The organism is Streptomyces adustus (genome assembly GCF_009377175.1).
Lineage (GTDB): Bacteria > Actinomycetota > Actinomycetes > Streptomycetales > Streptomycetaceae > Streptomyces > Streptomyces adustus.
On record NZ_VJZD01000007.1, the window covers coordinates 62,264 to 79,007 of the forward strand.

A 16,744-nucleotide genomic window follows, 5' to 3' on the forward strand; every position below is an offset into this window, starting at 1 on the left:
TCCTCAGTTCGTCGGGCCGTAGAGGTCGATCGAGTACGGTTCGCTGTCGTGCGCGTCCTTCCAGGCGATCACCGGATTGCGCAGGGTGCCGATCCCTTCGATCTCGGCTTCGATCCGGTCGCCTGGTCGGAGGTAGAAGTCGAAGGGGTTGGGCTGCACCGCCGCGACCCCCGAGATCGTTCCGGTGGTGACGATGTCGCCGGCGCTGTAGCCCTGCGCCGAGTGGTAGGCCACCAGGTGCGGGATGGAGATCACCATCTGCCGTGTGTTGCCGGCCTGCCGCCGCTCGCCGTTGACGCGCAGCTCCATGGCGAGTGCCTGCGGGTTCGGCACCTCGTCCTTGGTGACGATCCACGGGCCGATGGGGCAGAAGGTGTCGATCGCCTTGGAGAAGGAGAAGACGCCGGACTGCATCTCGCGGCGTTGGATGTCGCGGGCGGTGATGTCGTTGAAAACGGTGTAGCCGGCGATGTAGTCCTCGGCTTCCTCCGGGCCGAAGAACTTGCCGCTCCTGCCGATCACGATTGCCAGCTCGAGCTCGTAGTCGAGCTCCTCGGTGAGTCCTTCGGGGTAGACGACCGCCTCGTCGGGGCCGATGATCGCGTCGACGTTCTGGAAGAAGACGATGCCCTTGTGTACCGGGTGCGACCAGTCGACGGCGGTCAATTCGTCGTGGTGGTCGGTGAAGTTGCCGGCCGTGTGGAAGAACTTCTTCGGCACGATCGGGGCCCGCAGGCGTACGTCCGCGAGGGCGAAGCGCCGGCCGGTCTCGCTGACCTCGCCGCCGCGCTCGAAGTAGTCGCGCATCGACGGAACGTCGAGTTCCACCACGTCATCGCGGTCGAGGCGGCCGACCTGGCCGTTGTCGAAGGTCACGAGTTTCATGCGGGGTCTCCTGGTTGTCCGACGCGGAAGACGCGCAGCTGAAGCGCGAGCGTCGCGTAGTAGCCCACCAGGGTGGTGAGCTCCACCACCGCCTCCATGCCGTTCAATGAAACGGCACGGCCGAAGAGTGCGTCGTCGACGTCGCCGCTCGCCACCAGCGCCGTCACGAGGTCGGCCGCGGCCGCTTCCGCCGGGTCGCTCAGCTCCGGTGCCGTGCCGGAGCGGATGGCGACGAGCTGGGCATCGCACAGGCCGACCGCTCGGCCGATCGGCTCGTGCGCGTACCGCTCGAAGGCGCAGTCCCAGTGCGCCGCGACGATCAGGACGGCCGTCTCGCGAACGCGGTCGCTCAGTGTGGAGCGATACCTGAGGGCCGATCCGAGTTCCTGCAAAGCGGATCCGACGGCCGGGGCGTGCAGCATCGCGTTGAACGGTCCGTTCAGGCGGCCTTCGCCGTCCGTGAGGGAGAAGAACTGCGGACCGTTCGCTCGGGGGCCGCCCGCAATGGTGTCGTAGAGGACACGTTGTGCGGGGTCCAGTTCATGGGGTGTGAGGCGGGGGAGGCGGGTCATGACCCCACCGTGCGGCGGACGCCGGGCCGTGGCGACGGGCATGCCGGGCAATGGCATGCCGGTCCCGAGGTGTGCCGGTGAATGAAACACCCGTAGTGCGCGTCACCCGGGCCGCCTTGGATGCTCGGCATGACGGATTGGCTCGGACTTCGTGATCGCGCTGCTCTCGTCGCCGGTGCCGGTGGCATCGGCGCGGCGGCCGCGCTGGCCCTCGCCCGACAGGGCGCGCGCGTGATGGTGGCGGATGTCGACGAGGAACGGCTGGCCAAACTGACGGAGCAGGCCGCCGAACTCGGCGTGAACCTCGACACGAGGGTCGCCGACCTCACCGACGCCGAGGACGCCCGCAAGGCCGTCGCCGGTGCCGCCGCAGCGCTGGGAGGCCTCGACGTCTTCCTCCACGCCGTCGGGATGAACGACCGGCGGCCCGCTCTGGAGACGCCCGACGAGGTCTGGCAGCGGATCATCGACGTGAACCTCAAGAGCGCGGTCTGGACGGCACAAGCGGCGGGCGCGCTGATGGTCGACGCCGGATACGGCCGGATCGTGTTCGTCTCGTCCGTCTCCGGTCTGCTCGCCCACGCCCATCACGCGCCGTACGCCGCGACCAAGGGCGGCGTCAACCAGCTCTGCCGGGTCATGGCCCGTGAATGGGCACCCCACGGGGTCACGGTCAACGCGATCGCGCCCGGCTACACCGAGACCGACCTGACACGCGCCTACCTGGACCGGCCCGGCATGCGGGAATCCATGGTCGGCCTGGTGCCGGCCGGCCGACTCGGCACGGCCGACGACCTGGTCGGACCGCTCCTCTTCCTCAGCTCCGCCCGGTCCGCGTTCGTGACGGGTCACGTCATGTACGTCGACGGCGGCCGCACCCTTGTCTGAAAGGCAGCACTTCTCATGACTTCCCCCCAGCGATTCGCCGACAGGGTCGTTCTGGTCACGGGCGCCGGCACGGGTCTCGGTGCCGAGATCGCTGTCCGTGCCGCACAAGAGGGCGCCGACGTCGCGATCCACTACCGCAGCTCCGAGGCCGGGGCCCGCCGCACCGCGGAACGGGTCGAGGCGGAAGGGCGCAAGGCCTTTCTGGTCAGGGCCGACATCGTCGAGTGGGCCCAGATCAAGCGCATGGCCGACGAGGTGTGGAACCACTTCGGCCGCCTCGATGTCGCCGTCAACAACGTGGGCGACATGGCCAGCGAGCAGATGTCCTGGCGGGAGATCACCGAAGAGGCCGTCGACCACACTCTGGCCGTCGACCTCAAGGGCACCCTGATGTGCACCCACGAATTCGGCTCACGCATGCTTGAGCAGCCCGAAGGGGGCGCGATCGTCAACGTGGGCTCGACCGTCGTGGTGCGCGGCAGCGCCCGCGCACCCCAGTACGCGGCCGCCAAGTACGGCGTCCTGGGCATCACCAAGTCCTACGCACAGGCGTTTGCGCCCAAGGTCCGGGTGAACACCTTCGCGCCGGGCTTCATGGAGACGGAGCGGATGCTCAGCAGGGAGGACTACAAGAAAGGCCGGGGAGACACGCTGCGGGAAATGACACCGATGCGCCACATCCCCAAGCCCGAGGAGATCGCCGGCGCGGCGCTCTTCCTCGCGACACCCGACGCCACCCACATCACCGGCAGCTACTTCGTGGCCGACGGCGGCTACAACATGATCGGAGCCTGACATGTCTGCCCAGCGCGTCCTCTTCGTCAACGGTGCTGTCTTCGACGGATCGGGAGAACCGGCGTTCACCGCCGACGTGGTGGTCGACGGCGACACGATCCAAGCCGTGGTCGCCGGAGGCGGCGTGGCGGCGCAGCCGGGAGACCGGGTCGTCGACTGCGCGGGCAGGACGGTCATGCCCGGCCTGGTCGAGTCCCACTGCCACCTGACCTTCCCTTCGGCGGTCGGGCACATCGATCCGACCTTCAACCCGCCGCTTGATGTCAGCTTCTTCCATCACATGCCGACGCCGGACGAGCACCTCGAGATCGCCGAGCGCAACGCTCGCATCCTGCTCGACCAGGGCTTCACCAGCGCCTATTCGGCGGGCTCGCTCACTCCGGTACCGACCGAGGTCATCCTGCGGGATCGGATCAAGGCCGGTGCGGCAGTCGGACCGCGGATGCGCGCGGCGTCCTTCGAGCGGGACAACAACCCGGTGCGGATGGGTCCCGACGGTCCGCAGGAGCAGAGGACCGGTCCGGACGCCGTACGCGAGTTCATCCGCGAACAGGCGGCTCTCGGCTTCGACAGCGTGAAGCTTCTGATGAGCAACGACGACGTCTTCTTCGCCGGAGGCTCGATGGTCACGCAGTACAGCGCCGAGGAGGCGCGTGCCGCCGGTGAGCAGGCCCGCGAGTCCGGAGTGTGGCTCAACTGCCACGCTCAGAACCCCGAGTCCATCAAGTTGGCCGTCACCAGCGGCTTCCGCTCGATCTACCACTGTTCCTACGCGGACGCGGAGGCCGTCGATCTGCTCGAAGAGGCAAAGGATTCGATCTTCCTGTCGCCGGCGGTCGGCATCATGTGGGCCAATGTCCACGAGGGCGAGGAGTTCGGCATCGACCCGGCGACGGCCGAGAGGATGGGCTCGGTGAAGTCGCTCGAGGCGATGGCGCGGCTCTACCCCGAGCTGCGCAAGCGCGGTCTGCGCGTGCTGCCCGGTGGCGACTACGGCTTCCCGAACAATCCGATCGGCCGCAATGCCCGCGACCTCGAGCTGTTCGTGAAGCTCTTCGGCTACACCCCGCTCGAGGCGCTCAAGGCCGCCACCTTCTACGGCGGTCAGGTGCTCGACATGCCGGTCGGTCACCTGGTCCCGGGCCACCTGGCGGACGTTCTCGTCGTGGACGGCGACCCGACCCAGGACGTCACGGTGCTCCAGGACGCCGACAACCTTCTCGCCATCATGCAGGGCGGCCGCTTCCACAAGCGGGCCGACCAGCTCGCGCTGTCCGTCGCATGAGGAGCTTCTCCGGCGTCGAATACGGCGCGGTCCCAGGCTTTCGTCCCCTGGAGCTCGATCTGCACGTGCCCGACCTCTCCGCCGACGAGACGAAGTCCCGGGTGGCGGTCATCGTCCACGTGCACGGTGGCGGGTGGCGACGCGGCTCCCGCCGCCACCCACTGCCCCGCCTCGGGGAGGAGTTCTACCCGGCGATGGTGCGCGCGGGCTTCGCCGTCGCCGCGATCGACTACCGCCTCAGTGGCGAGGCCACCTATCCGGCGGCTGTCGAGGACGTCCGGGCCGCGGTGGCGGCGGTCGCCGGGCTGCTCGCCGAACACGGGGTGGGCGCAGGCCCGGTCTTCCTGTGGGGCGACTCGGCGGGCGGCCACCTCGCGTTGCTGGCGGCGCTCACCGGCGCGGAGGTGGCCGGTGTGGTGGCCTGGTTCCCGGTGACCGACCTGGCCGCCATGCCCGGATCGTCCGACCCGCAGACGCGCGAGGCCCTGTTCCTCGGCGCGCCCACCGGCGCGGTGCCCGAGCTGGCACGCGAGGCGAGCCCGATCACCCACGTCCGCGCCGACGCGCCGCCGATGCTGGTCGTGCACGGGGACAGCGACACCATGGTGCCGTACGGCCAGAGCACGACCTTCGTGTCCGCGCTCGTCGCGTCGGGCGGCACCGCCGAACTCGTCCTCGTGCCCGGCGCCGGCCATTTCTGGGACGGTGCCGAGGACCCGTCGGCCATCCACCGACAGGCGATCCGGTTCCTGCGCGACCTGGCGGAGGCATGAGTCATCCGTTGTTGCCGGGCTTCAACCCGGATCCCAGCGTGGTACGGGTGGGAGACGACTACTTCCTCGTCACCTCGTCGTTCGAATACCTTCCGGGGCTTCCGGTCCATCACAGCACCGACCTGCGCAACTGGCGGCAGATCGGGCACGTGGCGACCCGACCCGAACAGGTCCGGCTCGACCGGGTGCCGACTCCGGGCGGGGTCTGGGCTCCGACACTGCGGTACCGAGACGGCGTCTTCCACCTGATCGTCACCGTCTTCCTCGGCGGGCGCGGCTGCGTCGTGTTCACCGCCACGGACCCGGCGGGCCCGTGGAGCGACGGCGTGACGATTCCGGCGGTCGACGGCATCGACCCCGACCTCGCCTGGGACGAGGACGGCACGGCGATCGTCACCTTCGCACGCCATCCCGACCCGATCCAGCAGGTCCGGGTCGACCTCTCCACGGGGGAGGCACTGGAGACGCCGCGAGCGATCTGGCCGGGCAGCGGGCTGTACTCCCCGGAGGGGCCGCACCTCTACCACCGGGGCGAGTGGTGGTACCTCGTGGTGGCCGAAGGCGGCACCGACCGCGGCCACGCCGTGACGGTCGCCCGCGCACGGCGTCCCGAGGGCCCGTTCGAGGGTTGCCCGGCCAACCCCGTCCTGACAGCTGCCGGCACCGGTTCGGCGGTGCAGAACCTCGGTCATGCGGACTTGGTCGAGACCGATCAAGGCACGGCGCTGGTTTGCCTGGGCGTTCGGCCCGTGGGACTGGCCCAGTCGTTCTCCCCGCTCGGCAGGGAGACCTTCCTGGGGACCGTCGACTGGGTGGACGGCTGGCCGCAGGTCCGATTGGCCGACCTGCCGCCGTCGTCACCGGAAGAGGTCGACTACGACTTCACGACGCCGTCGGCGCTCCGCGACCCCGAGTGGATCGCGGTGCGCCGGCCGGCGGCCGAGTTCGCCCGGACCGTCCCCGGCGGGCTGCTGATCTCCGGTGCCGGAAGCACCGGGCTGGACGGACCGCGCCCGGCGTTCCTCGGCCGCAGGCAGCGGCACCTGGCGGCCACCGTCAGCGCGGCGTTCGACGTAGGTGCGGGGACCGGCGGCCTGGCCCTGCGCAATGCGGAGGACAACGCCGTCGCGCTGGAGGCACGTGCGAGCGCCGCGGGAGTCGAGGTCACCGCGCGCGCCGTCGTGGCCGGCTTCGACCGGAGCTGGCACGCGACCCTGCCGGCCGGCGAGGTCGAGCTCACCTTCGCGATGACGCCGCCGCCCGCCGACTTCTCCGCGGGCGCGGTCGGAGGCGACCGGATCCGCCTGACCGCCCGGTCGGCCGACACCGAGGTCGCCCTGGCGGAGCTCGACGGCCGGCACTGGTGCTTCGAGACGGCCAAGGCGTTCACCGGCCGTGTGATCGGGCCCTTCGCGAGCGAGGGCGACGTGATCGTCCGACGACTGCTTTACACCGGACGTGCCTGACGTTTCATTGAACGGCACGGTGGAGTGACCGGGCGCGCGGCTTCCGGAACCCTGCGATCCATGCCGATTCATCCCGAAGTCCTCAAGCGATTGAAACTGATCGAAGGCGTGCCCGACATGCGGGCCTTCTTCGAGGATCCGCAGTACGCCGAGCGGCGTGCGGCCTACCGGTCCTGGCCGGACTACGAGGTGCCCGACATCCCCGTACGCGACACCACGGCGCCGGGGCCGCACGGGCCGGTGCCGGTACGGGTCTACGGGGAACGTCCCGGTGCGGGCCCGCGGCCGTGCCTGGTCTGGATGCACGGTGGGGCCTTCATGATGGGCGACCTCGACATGCCCGAGGCCGACTGGACCGCGCGCGAAGTGGCCGTTCGAGGCGACGTGGTCGTCGTCTCGGTGGACTACCGGCTCTGCCGGAACGGGGTCCACCACCCGGTGCCGCACGACGACGTGGTCGCGGCGGTGCGCTGGGTCCGGGAGAGCGCCGACGAACTCGGTATCGACCCCGACCGGGTCTCGGCCGGAGGAGCGAGCGCCGGAGCCAATCTGGCGGCCGGCGCGGCGCTGAGGCTCCGCGACGAGGACCAGCGTCCCCTCGCCTGCCTGGTCTTCGCCTACGGAGTGGCCCACGCGGTCCTGCCGGCTCTGCCGCCGGAGTATCTCGCGCTGATGGACGAACTGCCGCCAGAGATGCGGATGCCGCCCGCGATGCATCGGTTCTTCAACCACAACTACCTCGGCGGCCCGCTCAGTGGGGCCGACGGCTATGCGTTCCCGATCCTCGGTGACCTCCGTGGCCTGTGTCCGACGCTGGTGCTCAACGGCGAGTACGACGACTTGCGGGTCTCCGGCGAGGGGTTCGCGGCGGCACTCGCCCGGGCGGGTGCCGACGTCCGCCAGGTGGTGGTGCGCACCATGCCGCACGGCTTCTTGAACTGGGCGGCCACCCTGGAGCCCACGGCGTCGGCTCTGGATCTCATCTCCTCCACCGTGCGCCAGGCGGAACGGATCACGGCATGAGCGTCCCGGACTTCCTTGCCGTCGAGCATCTCGGAGCCTGCCCGCTCGGCCTCGGCGAACGCTCGCCGCGGCTGTCCTGGCGCCTTCCGGAGGGAACGGCGGCGCAGGAGGCGTACCGCATCCTCGCCGAGATCGACGGGACCGAGCACGACACAGGCTGGATCGAGGGCGGCGACGGCGTACTGGTCGCCTGGCCGTTCGCGCCGCTGGGCTCGGCGGCCGAGGTCGCCTGGCAGGTGCGGCTGCGGACCGACCTCGGCGAGTCCGGCTGGTCGCAACGGGCCGTCTTCGAGACCGGGCTGCTGGACGAGGGGGACTGGTCCGCCGACTGGATCCGCCCCCGGGAGCCCGAGGTCGCCCCGGCCGGCCTGCGCCCGGCCTACGCGTTGCGCCGCCGGTTCGTCGTCGATCGGCCGGTGCGCCGGGCCCGCCTCTACGCGACCGCGCACGGCGTCTACGAGACGTTCCTCGACGGCACGCGCATCGGCGACGTCGAGCTCGCACCCGGATACACCCACTACACCCGTCGCCTGCCTGTCCAGGCCTACGACGTCACAGCCCTCCTCGCGCCCGGAGAGGTCACGTTCGGCGCACTGCTCAGCGACGGCTGGTTCCGTGGCCAGCTCGGTATCTTCCGGGCCGCGGACCAGTGGGGCGAACGCACGGCGTTCCTGGCGCAGCTGGAGGTCGAGTACGTCGACGGCAGTGTGACCGTGTTCGGCACGGACGCCGGGTGGGAGTGGCGGGTCTCGACCCTGATCCGCGCCGACCTCATCGCCGGTGTGACCGAGGACCGGCGTGGAGGGGGTGGGGCGAACGGTCCGGATGCCGGATGGGACCCGGTGGAGGTCGCCCCGCTCGGCTACGAGACGCTCATCTGGTCCCCGGCTCCACCGGTCCGCCGGATCGAGGAGCTGCGCCCGAGGTCGGTCGCCCGAGTCGGGGACCGCCAGGTCGTCGACCTGGGGCAGAACATCAACGGCTGGGTTCGACTCGAACGGCTCGGCCCCGAAGGCACCGAACTGACCCTGACACACGGCGAAGCGCTCGGCCCGGACGGCGATGTCACCACCGAGCATCTCAAGCCGGCCGTGCCCTTCCTGCCCGAGCCGCTTCCGGCGGGACAGATCGACACAGTGGTCTCCGCAGGCCGGTCCGGTGACGCCTTCGAGCCGCGGCACACCACCCACGGCTTCCAGTACGTCCGGATCGAGGGACATCCCGAGGAACTGAGCCCTGCGGATCTGACCGGTGTGGTGGTGCACACCGACCTGCGCCGCACCGGCTGGTTCTCGTGCAGCGACGAGCGGATCAACCGGCTGCACGAGGCGGCTGTTTGGAGCTTCCGCGGGAACGCCTGTGAGATCCCGACCGACTGCCCGCACCGGGAGCGCGCGGGCTGGACCGGCGACTGGCAGCTGTACGTGCCCACCGCCGCCTTCCTCTACGACGTCGCGGGCTTCTCGGCGAAGTGGCTCGCCGACGTCGCCGTCGAGCAGTGGGAGGACGGCACCGTCGCCAACATCTCCCCCCACGGTCCGATGGAGGGCCGGCAAGGTCCGACGGCGCGGTTGCAGGGCTCGGCCGGCTGGGGTGACGCCGTCGTGATCGTGCCGTGGGAGCTCTACAGCGCCTACGGCGACGAGCGGATCCTGGCCGACATGTGGCCCAGCATGGTGCGCTGGCTCGAACGCGCCGAGCGGATGGCGGCATCGGGCAGGCATCCGGCCCGCACGGGGCCGCGGGCCCCGCACGAGCGGTACTTGTGGGACACCGGATTCCACTGGGGCGAATGGCTCGAGCCGGGCAACGACGTCGACGACTTCGGTGTCTTCCTGGCTGCTGACAAGAGCGATGTCGCGACGGCGTACCTCGCGCATTCGGCGGGGCTGATGGCGCGGATCGCGCAGGTGCTGGGCCGACCCGCCGACGTGGTTCGCTACCGCGAACTCGCGGAGCGGGTCACCGCCGCTTGGCGGGCCGAGTTCGCCATGCCGGACGGGATGGTGCGCCCGGCCACCCAGGCCAACCTCGCGCGCGCGCTCGCCTTCGGCCTGGTGCCCGAGGAGCATCGGGCCACGGTCGTCGCCCAGCTCGTGGAACGGATCCGGGCAGCCGGGACGCATCTCGCCACCGGCTTCCTCGCGACGCCCCTCCTGCTGCCCACCCTGGTCGAACACGGCCGGGCCGACCTGGCCTACGAGTTGCTGCTCCAGGACAGCCCGCCCTCCTGGCTGCACATGATCGACCGCGGCGCGTCCACGATCTGGGAGCGGTGGAACGGCATCGACCACGACGGCACTCCGCACGAGTCGCTGAACCATTACTCGAAGGGCGCGGTGATCAGCTTCCTGCACCGCTGCACGGTGGGCCTGCGGCCGCTGGAACCCGCGTACCGGCGCTTTCGTGTGGCGCCGGTACCGGGCGGTGGCCTGACGTCCGCCTCGGCGACGCTGGAAACACCGTACGGGCGCATCGAGGCGGCATGGCGGATCGCGGCGGAGGGATTCCGGCTCGAGGTCACCGTGCCGCCCGGAACCTCGGCCGAGGTCGCCGTGCCGGCCGGGGCGGTCCGGCTCCTCGGCCCCGGCAGGCACGTCGTCACCCCCTGAGGGGGACGTTCAGACCATGGCCGCGCTCGGGGCGCCCAGGGCACGTGAGATGCCCTGGGCGGCCGTGCGCACCGCGTAGCTGAGCCGGCGCGGCTGCGCTTCGCGTTCGGGAAGCAGCACGCCGATCGCGGCCACCGCCTCGTCGCTCTCGTCGAAGATCGGAGCGGCCACCGCCACCAGTGTCTCCAGTTCGGTGCGGCGGAAGATGGCGACGCGTTCCCTGCGCAGTTCCGCCAGGGTCCGGCGCATCGCCGCGGCCGGGATCAGCCGCTTGTCGGGCTCACTGTGCAGCGGACGGGAGAGGATCTCCTCCTGTACGTCGACCGGCGCGAACGCGAGGAGCGCCAGGCCCATGCCGGTCGCGTGCAACGGCATCTTGCCGCCGACCCGGTAGTGCACCTGGACCGCGCTGTGGGCCGACAGACGCTCGACCAGAGTCGCCTGCAGTCCCTCGCGCACCGCGAGCTGCACATGCTGACGTGTCACCGCGCCGAGGTCGCTCATGAAGGGCAGCGCGGTCTGGCGCAGGCCGTGCCCCCGTGGTGCCAGCGAGGCGATCTCGAGCAGGCGCAGCCCGATCGTGTAGTAGCCGGCCTCGTCCCGTTCGAGGGCACCCCACTCCAGCAGGCGGCCGGCCAGGCGCAGCGTGGTGCTGGTCGGTATGCCGCTGATCCGGCTCAGCTCGCGAAGACTGAGCCGGCGCCGGGTCGCGTCGAAGGCCGCCAGCAGGGCCAGGGCCCGGTCGACGACGGGCTCGCCATGGGGCGGGCGCTTGCCCCTGGGCCGGGCGGGGGCGGCTGCGTCACTCACACGACACCTTTCGGAAACACGTTTCATTCAATGGCAATCATTGCTGACGGGTGTGAGGTGCGCCACCCATTCTTCTCGGCAAGTTGGGCGAAGGCCCCGACCTGGACACCCAAGAGGCTCCGATGACCGGCTTCAACTTCAAGCGCCTGGGGGTCAGCGCGCTGGCTCTGGCTTCGATCACCGTCTCCGCGACGGCCTGCGGCGGCTCGACCGACGCCGCAGGTGGTTCCCCCGGCACCACACTCACCCTGGGGTACGACTCGGATCCCGCTCCCCAGGGCTACGACCCGCTGCTCTACGGTGCCGGCCAGCGCCTCTTCTACGAATCGGTGTACCAGTCGCTCTTCGCCGAGGGCGCCGACGGACAGGCCGTCCCGGAACTGGTCGCGAGCTTCAGCTACAACAAGGCCAACACCCAGATGACGCTGAAGCTCAAGTCGGGTGTCACCTTCACCGACGGCTCCAAGCTCACCGCGCAGCTCGTCAAGGACAACCTCGACCGCCGCAGCAACTCCAAGCTCCAGTCGTACGCGGGCTTCGCGAAGGGCGGCGCCACGGAGATCAAGGACGTGAAGGCCGCGAGCACCGACACGGTCGTCCTCACCTTCGCGGCACCGCAAGCCACGTTCCAGACCAACCTGGCAGGCGTCCCCGGCATGATCGTCGGGCAGCGGGCGATCAGCAACCCGAGCACGCTGAACCAGGGGCCCGACGGCTCCGGGCCGTACAGGATGACGGCCTCGGTCAAGGGCAGCAGCTACACCATGACCCGGCAGCCGGGGGCCGGCGCGACCACCCATCCGTTCAAGACGGTCGTGTACAAGGCCTACCTGGACAAGAACGCACGCCTGAACGCCCAGATCTCGGGCCAGACGGACGCGTCGATCATCGACACGTCGACCGAGCGGACAGCGGCTTCCAACCATGTCGCGCTCGCCAGGAACGGCGGCACGATGCTGGACATCCTGGTCTTCGACAAGAGCGGTGCGACATCCAAGCCGTTCGCCGACCCGGACGTCCGTCTGGCACTGAGCTACGCCATCGACCGCCAGGCTTTCGTCAACACCGTGGCCAAAGGGGCGGAGCCGACGGCCAACGCCTTCCCGAAGACGTCGCCGGGCTACGTTCCCGGCCTCAACACGCAGTACGCCCACAGCACCACCAAGGCGAAGCAACTCCTCGCGAAGGCCGGATACCCGAAGGGCTTCTCGTTCACCGTCACGGCCAGCCCCACCGACAAGGCCGACCTGGAATTCCTGCAGAACCAGTTCAAGGCCGTCGGGGTCACGATGAAGATCGACGTCACCAGCTCGACCGACCAGATCTTCGCCGCGGTCAACACTCAGCCGCTGGGATTCATACCTCTGACGATGAGCAATGAGATCGGCATCACGGCCGGTGTCCTGGTGGGCGGCTTCGCCAACCCGCACAAGACGCAGTCCCCGGCCATCGGCGCCGCCCTGGGCGCCGCGACGAACGCCGCCGCGTCGGACCGCCCCGCCGCCCTGCAGAAGCTGAACGAGGCGCTGATCGACGAAGGCTGGCTGATCCCGATCGCCGAGCAGTACGCGTACGTCGGCTACGACTCCAAGGCGCTCAAGGCGCCGGCCTTCCCCGGCACCGACGGCTACCCGCTGCTCAGCGCCTTCCGGCCGGTCGCCTGACAGCCCCTGCCACAGCCGCTCGTTCGGCGGCCCCGGTGCGGACCGGCGTCCTTCGCCCGTCCGCCCGGGCCGACCCGAGACAGATTCGAAGAGGACCTCTCATGCTCACCTACCTCGCCCGACGCTTCGGGCTCGGCGTCGTCACCGTGCTGGTGGCGTCGGTCTTGAGTTTTCTTCTGGTCCACGCCTCCGGAGGAAGTCCTGGCGTCATCACCGCGGGGGAAGGAGCGACCAAGGCCCAGATCGCCGCCGAGAACGATCGCCTCGGCTGGAACCGGTCGCTGACGGCGCAGTACGCGACCTGGCTGACCCACGCGGTCCGTGGTGACCTCGGCGCCTCGCTGATCGACGGCCACACCATCTGGCCGGACCTGACGCAGCGGCTGCCCGTCACCGCCTCGACGGCCGTCTTCGCGACGCTCGTCAGCGGCGTCCTCGGGATCCTGCCGGGAGTGCTCGCGGCGGTCCGCGGCGGCCGTCTCGACCGCGTGATCACCACGTTGAGCGGGATCACGCTCTCGCTGCCGCAGTTCTGGGTGGGGATCGTGCTCGTATACGTGATCGCGGTGAAGGGCCGCCTCCTGCCGGCCACCGGCTACGTCGCGTTCACCACCTCGCCGTCGCAGTACGCCCAGAGTCTGACGCTCCCGGTGCTGGCGCTCGGCCTGACGGGCGCGGCGATCATCGCGCGCACCACACGCGCCGGGATGGTCAACGCCCTCCAGCAGGAGCACATCCGTACCCTGCGTGCCCTCGGCACCCCGGCCTGGCGGATCCGCTACCTCCACGCCCTGCGGTTCGCGGGCGCCCCGGTGGTGGCCGTGCTCGGCGTCCAGTTCATCGCTCTCTTCGGCGGCTCGGTGATCATCGAGCAGCTCTTCGCGCTGCCGGGCCTGGGACAGGCCGCGCAGAACGCGATCAACACCCATGACTTCCCGGCGGTCCAGGGCGTCGTCGTCATCGCGACCGTGGTGGTGGTCGCCACCAACCTGGTCCTCGACCTCGTCCTCGCCACCCTCGACCCGAAGGTGCGTGCCGCATGAGCGTCTCGACCGAGCCGATCCAACTGCCGTCCCCCGCCGAGCCGTCGACGCGCCGACGCCTTCCGCGCGGGCTGCGCCGACCGGGCACGATCGTCGCCGGCGCATGGCTGGTCCTGGTCGTTCTCGCCTCGGCCACCGCCCGCTGGTGGACTCCCTTCCCTGCCGAACACCAGGACCTCGGCCAGGTGCTCGGCGGACCGACCGCCAGGCATCTGCTGGGCACCGACGAACTGGGCCGCGACATCTTCTCGCGCCTGGTCGCCGGCGGCTGGATCTCGATCGGTCCGGCGTTGCTCGCCGTGGCCGTCGCCTTCGGCGTCGGGGTGCCGATGGCTCTCCTGGCGGCAGAACACGGCCGACGGGCCGAGTGGAGTTGCAGCCGGGTGGCCGAATTGCTCCTGGCGCTGCCCACCACGGTCATCCTGCTCGCGTTCGTCGGCTCCGTCGGCGTCCATGTCTGGGCGATCATGGCAGTGCTCGGTCTGCTGCTCTCCGCGCCCGTCTACCGGATACTCCTCGCACTGGCCCAGTCGCTGCGCACCCGGTTGTACGTCGACGCGGCGAAGGTCAACGGGGTCGGATCGCTCCAGGTGAACCTGCGTCATGTCCTGCCGGGTCTGGCCACCACCATCGCCGTCCAGGCAGCCCAGCTCTTCGCCCTGGGCATCCTGATCGAGGCAGGACTCGCCTTCATGGGCTACGGGCCCGCGGTACCGACGCCCAGTTGGGGCGGGCTGATAGGCGACGCGCAGCAGCACATCTACGACGACCCGTGGATGATGGTGCCGACCGGAGTCGTCCTCGCGCTCACCGTCATTGCGGCCAACCAGATCGCCGACTCGCTGGCCGGGGAGCGCGAGCGGACCGCGCCGGTGCGCAAGCCCGCCCGCCGGTCGGGCCGGTTCGTCCCGACCGCCGTACGGCCGAGCGCGGTCGTAACGAGCGATGCGCTGCTCGAGGTGCGCGACCTGCATGTCGGTGTCGACGACGGACCCGAGCTGGTGAGCGGCGTCTCGGTGCGCATCAGGCCCGGCACCGTACTGGGCCTGGTGGGTGAGTCGGGCTGCGGCAAGACGATGACGGCCCGCTCCCTGCTGGGGCTGCTGCCGGACGGCGTCGCCGTGACCGAGGGCTCCATCCACTTCGGCGGCCGGGACCTGGTCGGCCTGACCGAGCGCGAACTGCAAGCCGTTCGCGGCCGCGAGATCGCCATGATCTCGCAGGAGCCGATGGTCGCCCTGGATCCGATGTTCTCCGTCGGATACCAACTGACCCGGCCGATCCGCCGCTTCCGCGGCGTCGGTCGCCGGGAGGCGCGCCGCACAGCCCTCGACCTGCTCGCCCAGGTGGGCATCGTCGACCCCCAGCGGGTCCTGCGCAGTCATCCCCACGAACTCTCCGGCGGCATGGCACAGCGCGTCTGCATCGCGCTGGCCCTCACCGGCTCACCGAAACTGCTGATCGCCGACGAGCCCACCACCGCGCTCGACGTCACCGTGCAGGCCGAGATCCTCAGCCTGCTGCGTTCACTGGTGCGGACCTCGGGCCTGTCCGTGGTGCTGGTCAGCCACGACCTCGGTGTGGTGGCCGACCTGTGCGACGACATCGCGGTGATGTACGCGGGCCAGGTCGTCGAGTCGGGCACCGTCACCGCAGTCCTCGACGACGCCGCACACCCCTACACCGGCGCGTTGCTGAGCGCGAACCCCCACATTCCGCAGGGCGAAGAGGTGCCCGACCGACTGCCGTCCATCCGGGGCACGGTGCCGGCACCCGAGCACTGGCCCGACGGCTGTCGGTTCGCACAGCGCTGTGCCCTGGCCACCGCACGGTGTCACGAACCGATCGAGGCGGCACCGGCACACCGCGACGGCACCGTGCGGTGCATCCACCCGCTGTCCACGGCGACGACCGTCGCCCCGAGCGAACCCGGAGCCGCCCGATGAACCAGCCCGCCCTCTCCGTCCGCGACCTCGTCGTCCACTACGGACGGCGCCGCAGGACACCTCCGGCGATCGACCACGTCAGCTTCGACATCGCCCCGGGCGAGACACTGGGCCTGGTCGGAGAGTCCGGCTCGGGCAAGTCCACCATCGGCAAAGCCGTCCTGGGCCTCCAGCCGCCGACCTCCGGCTCCGTCCTCCTCGACGGCGTGGACATCACCAGGGCGTCGTCGCGGCAGCGCCGGGTCAGCGCGATCGACCTGCGGGTCGTCTTCCAGGACCCGTACTCGTCGCTCAACCCCGCCCGGACCATAGGCCAGACGCTGGTCGAACCCCTGCGGGTGCTGCGGGTGCCGAAGCCGGAACAGTGGCAGCGGGCCCGTGCGGCGCTGGAGGCCGTCGGGCTGCCGGGCGACGCGATCGACCGCTACCCGTCGCAGTTCTCCGGCGGTCAGCGTCAGCGGGTGGCGATCGCCCGGGCGCTGGTCTGCGACCCGAAGGTGATCGTGCTCGACGAGCCGGTCAGCGCCCTCGATCTGTCGACCCAGGCCCAGGTGCTGAACCTGCTCGCCGATCTGCGAGACCAACGGCAGCTCGCGCTGCTGTTCATCGCGCACGACCTCGGCGTGGTGCGGTTCCTCTCCCAGCGCGTCGTGGTGCTCTACCGCGGCCGGGCGATGGAGGTGGGCGACGTGGAGGCGGTCACCCAGCGGCCGCGGCACCCGTACTCGGTGGCTCTCACCGCGGCGGCGCCGGTGCCGCACCCGGCCGAGCAGGAAGCGCGCCGCGCCGCTCGGGAGGCGCTCGGCATCGGCGTGGCGGGCACGGCCGTCGCGGCCGCGGCCGGATGCCCGTTCGCGAGTCGTTGTCCGCTCGCCGTGGACGTGTGCCGACGGTCGCGTCCGCCACTGGTCCCGGCGGGCGACTCGCAAGCCGCCTGCCATCGCGTCGGCGAGGTGCCCGCCCTGCTCGCCACCCGCTGACG

General features: G+C 70.5%; 14 protein-coding genes. 11 read left to right on the plus strand and 3 right to left on the minus strand.

What is annotated here, in order from left to right:
- Window positions 1-3: 3 nt before the first annotated feature.
- Both FNH09_RS03365 and FNH09_RS03370 read right to left on the minus strand, forming a co-directional pair.
- Entirely contained in the window at window positions 4-885 is an 882-nt protein-coding gene (locus FNH09_RS03365; RefSeq protein ID WP_152884962.1) for a fumarylacetoacetate hydrolase family protein, read from the minus strand.
- Window positions 882-1,457 (minus strand): carboxymuconolactone decarboxylase family protein, encoded by a 576-nt coding sequence (locus tag FNH09_RS03370; RefSeq protein ID WP_152884964.1) that lies wholly within the window; start codon window positions 1,455-1,457, stop codon window positions 882-884. The genes FNH09_RS03365 and FNH09_RS03370 overlap by 4 nt, the downstream gene beginning before the upstream one ends.
- A 129-nt stretch (window positions 1,458-1,586) precedes the next feature.
- Between FNH09_RS03370 and FNH09_RS03375 the strand changes: the two genes are divergently transcribed.
- From FNH09_RS03375 to FNH09_RS03405, 7 genes are read left to right on the plus strand one after another with little or no spacing between them, the layout of a single operon-like run.
- Window positions 1,587-2,345, plus strand: a complete 759-nt coding sequence (locus tag FNH09_RS03375; protein WP_152884966.1) for an SDR family NAD(P)-dependent oxidoreductase — start codon at window positions 1,587-1,589, stop codon at window positions 2,343-2,345.
- 15 nt (window positions 2,346-2,360) lie between these two features.
- Window positions 2,361-3,140 carry an SDR family NAD(P)-dependent oxidoreductase gene (locus FNH09_RS03380; RefSeq protein ID WP_152884969.1) on the plus strand — a complete coding sequence of 260 codons (780 nt, stop codon included), beginning with the start codon at window positions 2,361-2,363 and terminating at the stop codon, window positions 3,138-3,140.
- A gap of 1 nt (window position 3,141) precedes the next feature.
- Window positions 3,142-4,425: an amidohydrolase family protein gene (locus FNH09_RS03385; protein ID WP_152884971.1), complete on the plus strand. Its 1,284-nt coding sequence runs from the start codon at window positions 3,142-3,144 to the stop codon at window positions 4,423-4,425.
- A complete protein-coding gene (locus tag FNH09_RS03390; protein WP_152884973.1) occupies window positions 4,422-5,198 on the plus strand; it encodes an alpha/beta hydrolase fold domain-containing protein in 777 nt (258 codons plus the stop codon). The genes FNH09_RS03385 and FNH09_RS03390 overlap by 4 nt, the downstream gene beginning before the upstream one ends.
- Window positions 5,195-6,664 (plus strand): glycoside hydrolase family 43 protein, encoded by a 1,470-nt coding sequence (locus FNH09_RS03395; RefSeq protein WP_152884976.1) that lies wholly within the window; start codon window positions 5,195-5,197, stop codon window positions 6,662-6,664. The genes FNH09_RS03390 and FNH09_RS03395 overlap by 4 nt, the downstream gene beginning before the upstream one ends.
- Window positions 6,665-6,724: 60 nt before the next feature.
- Entirely contained in the window at window positions 6,725-7,687 is a 963-nt protein-coding gene (locus FNH09_RS03400; protein WP_152884978.1) for an alpha/beta hydrolase, read from the plus strand.
- Window positions 7,684-10,299, plus strand: coding sequence for a family 78 glycoside hydrolase catalytic domain (locus tag FNH09_RS03405; protein WP_152884981.1), 2,616 nt, complete (start codon window positions 7,684-7,686; stop codon window positions 10,297-10,299). The genes FNH09_RS03400 and FNH09_RS03405 overlap by 4 nt, the downstream gene beginning before the upstream one ends.
- A gap of 9 nt (window positions 10,300-10,308) precedes the next feature.
- Here FNH09_RS03405 and FNH09_RS03410 read toward each other — a convergent pair whose 3' ends face one another.
- A complete protein-coding gene (locus tag FNH09_RS03410) occupies window positions 10,309-11,109 on the minus strand; it encodes an IclR family transcriptional regulator (RefSeq protein ID WP_338017453.1) in 801 nt (266 codons plus the stop codon).
- A gap of 122 nt (window positions 11,110-11,231) precedes the next feature.
- On the opposite strand from FNH09_RS03410, the gene FNH09_RS03415 reads away from it, so the two are divergent.
- The 4 genes from FNH09_RS03415 to FNH09_RS03430 all read left to right on the plus strand — a co-directional run bounded on the left by FNH09_RS03415 (window position 11,232) and on the right by FNH09_RS03430 (window position 16,742).
- Window positions 11,232-12,773, plus strand: coding sequence for an ABC transporter substrate-binding protein (locus FNH09_RS03415; protein ID WP_152884985.1), 1,542 nt, complete (start codon window positions 11,232-11,234; stop codon window positions 12,771-12,773).
- A 101-nt stretch (window positions 12,774-12,874) separates the two neighbouring features.
- A complete protein-coding gene (locus FNH09_RS03420) occupies window positions 12,875-13,816 on the plus strand; it encodes an ABC transporter permease (RefSeq protein WP_152884987.1) in 942 nt (313 codons plus the stop codon).
- Window positions 13,813-15,762 carry a dipeptide/oligopeptide/nickel ABC transporter permease/ATP-binding protein gene (locus tag FNH09_RS03425; protein WP_152884989.1) on the plus strand — a complete coding sequence of 650 codons (1,950 nt, stop codon included), beginning with the start codon at window positions 13,813-13,815 and terminating at the stop codon, window positions 15,760-15,762. Before FNH09_RS03420 ends, FNH09_RS03425 begins: the two co-directional genes overlap by 4 nt.
- Entirely contained in the window at window positions 15,759-16,742 is a 984-nt protein-coding gene (locus FNH09_RS03430) for an oligopeptide/dipeptide ABC transporter ATP-binding protein (RefSeq protein ID WP_152884991.1), read from the plus strand. The genes FNH09_RS03425 and FNH09_RS03430 overlap by 4 nt, the downstream gene beginning before the upstream one ends.
- The last annotated feature ends 2 nt before the right edge of the window (window positions 16,743-16,744 follow it).